The organism is Acinetobacter sp. AKBS16 (assembly GCF_002899995.1).
Lineage (GTDB): Bacteria > Pseudomonadota > Gammaproteobacteria > Pseudomonadales > Moraxellaceae > Acinetobacter > Acinetobacter baumannii.
The window spans coordinates 49,388-52,559 of sequence record NZ_POYH01000068.1; the positions used below are offsets into that span (position 1 = coordinate 49,388).

Consider the following 3,172-nt stretch of genomic DNA (forward strand, 5'->3'; position numbering starts at 1 on the left):
TGCCTTACTGGCAGGACTAGGTTTGTTATTGGTTTTATTCCAAATCAAACGAGAAAGCAGCCCCGCTCAAACCTTACAACAGTGTTCAGACTAATAAAAAAGCGCCTGAGATCAGGCGCTTTTTTTAGCTTATTTATTTTAAAATTTCCGGCAACTTAGGTTGCTCATAAATCGGGTTCATCACTTCCCGTTTCATTTTAAGCAGCATCTGATAAGGTTGCTGTTGAACAAACATATTGACGAAGCTTAAAGGAATTGCACCCGCTGGATCAGCATAGCCACTAGTGGTGACTTTAACTTTATTATTGGCAAGTTTCTGGAATGTCCAATCCCCTTCATAGCGTGTTAGACGCACGACATCGGGTTGTATCGGATAGTTACTATTAACTGCCGTATTTTTAATAGTAATTAGGCCATTGGCTGCTTTACTCATTTTTCCTTTAACCACTACATCGCGATCTTTTAGCGGAAAAGGAAAATCTAACACCATATATAAAGTGAATTCGCCTTTCTTTTCATCCTGAGAAAGCATTTGGACCTTGCCCATATAAGGTACCCATTGAGCTGCACGATCTACATCTAAAATTACCGCCACAGCGCGTTCAAGGGGTACATCAAACGTTGTTTCCGCCTTATATTGAAAGACTGGGTTATCTGCTTTTTGATAGGTCCACACTTTAATATGATTACGGTCTAGGCTGAGTTTAGCCTTGTCTGTAGAGGCAGCCCCTGTATAGAGGCTGCTTAAGCAAAGAAGAGTGGTCAAAGCAATTTGTTTTTTATTCATGTTCTGCTCTATCTTGTTTTTCTCGCCACATATGGGAAGTGTACAGATGGTTTACACCTGTACGTCGTTCAACCCTAAAACATCTTTCATGTCATATTTACGCGCTTCACGGCCCACTACCCATGCAGCAGCTCGTACTGCACCGGCAGCAAAGTTCATACGGTTAGTGGCTTTGTGAGTCACTTCAACACGCTCACCCTCACCAATAAACATGACCGTATGTTCCCCTACAATATCGCCACCACGGATGGTTTCGAAACCAATGGTTTGACGATCACGTGGACCGGTATGCCCTTCACGACCATAAACAGCAACTTCTTTTAAGTTACGGCCTAACGTATCCGCAATTGCTTCACCCATCATTAATGCAGTACCAGATGGTGCATCTACTTTATGACGGTGGTGAGCTTCAATTACTTCAATATCTACTGTATCGCCAAATACTTTTGCTGCAAGCTCAAGTAACTTGATTGATACATTTACGCCAACAGAGTAGTTCGCAGCATATACAACAGGTGTATGCGTTGCTGCTTCATCCAATTCAGCCTTTTGCTCATCAGACATCCCTGTGGTGCCAATCACCATAGCCACGCCCGCTTCACGACATAGCTTTAAATGCTGGGCGGTTGCAGCTGGTGCAGTAAAATCAATGATTACATCGCAATCTTTAAGTACATCAGCCAAGCTTCCTGAAACCTTCACTCCCACTGAACCAATTCCTGCAAGTTCACCAGCATCTGTGCCGACCAAACTACTTTCTGGACGCTCTACTGCCGCAGCCAATTGATAGCCTGCTTGTTGAACTGCTTGAATAAGTGTACGACCCATACGGCCGCCTGCACCCAAAATACCAATGCGTGGAGCTGCTGACATAATCCTTCCCAATCTTCTGTTTTACGTAATTGGCTTACTATATCAAAACTCTTTGCCCACAATAAAAGGTAAAAAATATTTTTTAAAGGGAACCGGAATTTAATCTGTTTTCACAAAAGTTAAAGAATTGATCTGCACACTACTGAGCCACGAATGAAAAAAAGATGACTATAAGGAGTTCAGCATGCATTCGAAAATTATTGGCCTAACCGCCATTATGGGGATAATAAGTTCAGTGGCATTTGCAGAACCTGCAATCCAGCCCGGAGAAACATTAGAGAGCTTATCTAAAGCACGTATTACAACAAACGTAAATACTCAAGCAGCAACACCTACAGCGCAAACAAGCGATGCTAATGCTGAGGTTAAAGTTGAAGATATTGATCCAATCATTAAAGAAAAAACTGAAGAAACCCTAAAGGCAGCTGTACAACCAGCTCCTCAAGCTACTGTCGAAGCTATAGTGGCTCCAGTTGCATCAAGTGAACTCAACGTAAGTGTTGATGATATTGATGTCGCTCATCCTACAGAATAATTACGAGTCATTTTCTTTTAAGCAGAATAAAAATAATAAGATGAATCAGCGCAATAAAAAGGCGGATATTTTATCAATATCCGCCTTCTTTTTAATTTCTGATCTAATCAATCATTAATCGAATAAGCGATCAAAGAAAGATTTTTTCTTTGGTGAAGAGGCACTGTCTTCACCATCGAAAGATGCTTGTAATTCTTTAAGTAATTCACGTTGACGAGAGGTTAGGTTAACCGGTGTTTCTACCACGATACGGCAAAGTAGATCACCTACCATACTGCTACGTACAGGGCGCACACCTTTACCACGTAAACGGAATAATTTACCTGTTTGAGTTCCCTCAGGAATCTTCAAGCTAACTCGGCCTTCCAAAGTCGGGATTTCAATTTCTTTACCAAGTGCAGCATCAGCAATGCTTACTGGTACGTCCATATATAAATCGGCACCATCACGTTGGAAAATTTCGTGTTCACGAACAACCACTTCAACGTATAAGTCACCAGCTTGACCATCACGAATAGCCTCGCCTTTACCACTTAAACGAACGCGGTCACCATTATCCACACCCGCTGGAATCGTCACTTCTAATGTTTGCTGACGATCTGCTACACCTGAACCATGACATGCATGGCATGGGTTTTTAATAATTTTGCCTTGGCCACGACATGTGCCACAAGTTTGTTGTACAGAGAAGAAACCTTGCTGCATACGCACTTGTCCTGAACCGTGACAAGTTTTACAAGTTTCTACATCTTTTGGATTTTTAGAGCCTTTACCATCACACACATCACATGGTGCTGGAGCAGTAAAGGTAATTGTTTTTTTAACCCCTTTTACAGCTTCCTCAAGGGTAAGTTCCATTACATAGCGTAAATCTGAACCGCGACGTTGGCGTTGCTGACGTCCGCCGCCACCAAACGCTCCACCAAAGATATCACCGAACTGGCTAAAAATATCTTCTGCACTGAAACCGCCAAAGC

At 42.3% G+C, this 3,172-nt stretch carries 5 protein-coding genes; 2 read left to right on the forward strand and 3 right to left on the reverse strand.

Annotated features, from left to right (window positions below; translation table 11 throughout):
• Window positions 1-94 (forward strand): hypothetical protein (locus tag C1642_RS19295; RefSeq protein WP_228153864.1); only part of this gene is annotated, 94 nt, incomplete at its 5' end.
• 39 nt (window positions 95-133) lie between these two features.
• On the opposite strand, the gene C1642_RS12560 is transcribed toward C1642_RS19295, so the two are convergent.
• Together C1642_RS12560 and dapB are read right to left on the reverse strand one after the other, a co-directional pair.
• The gene (locus C1642_RS12560) at window positions 134-787 is read right to left on the reverse strand and encodes an START domain-containing protein (RefSeq protein WP_001036017.1); all 654 of its coding nucleotides are present in this window, start codon (window positions 785-787) and stop codon (window positions 134-136) included.
• A 51-nt stretch (window positions 788-838) separates the two neighbouring features.
• Window positions 839-1,660 carry a 4-hydroxy-tetrahydrodipicolinate reductase gene (gene dapB / locus C1642_RS12565; protein ID WP_001271389.1) on the reverse strand — a complete coding sequence of 274 codons (822 nt, stop codon included), beginning with the start codon at window positions 1,658-1,660 and terminating at the stop codon, window positions 839-841.
• A 184-nt stretch (window positions 1,661-1,844) separates the two neighbouring features.
• Between dapB and C1642_RS12570 the strand changes: the two genes are divergently transcribed.
• A complete protein-coding gene (locus C1642_RS12570) occupies window positions 1,845-2,195 on the forward strand; it encodes a hypothetical protein (protein ID WP_000555697.1) in 351 nt (116 codons plus the stop codon).
• A gap of 114 nt (window positions 2,196-2,309) precedes the next feature.
• Here the strand turns inward: C1642_RS12570 and C1642_RS12575 are convergent.
• A partial coding sequence (locus C1642_RS12575; RefSeq protein WP_228153862.1) for a molecular chaperone DnaJ occupies window positions 2,310-3,172 on the reverse strand: 863 nt, incomplete at its 5' end.

What these genes read in the sequence shown, in the direction of transcription:
- C1642_RS12560 (WP_001036017.1), bottom strand. Translation starts at nt 787, where the DNA reads ATGAATAAAAAACAAATTGCTTTGACCACTCTTCTTTGCTTAAGCAGC.
- dapB (WP_001271389.1), bottom strand. Translation starts at nt 1,660, where the DNA reads ATGTCAGCAGCTCCACGCATTGGTATTTTGGGTGCAGGCGGCCGTATG.
- C1642_RS12570 (WP_000555697.1), top strand. Translation starts at nt 1,845, where the DNA reads ATGCATTCGAAAATTATTGGCCTAACCGCCATTATGGGGATAATAAGT.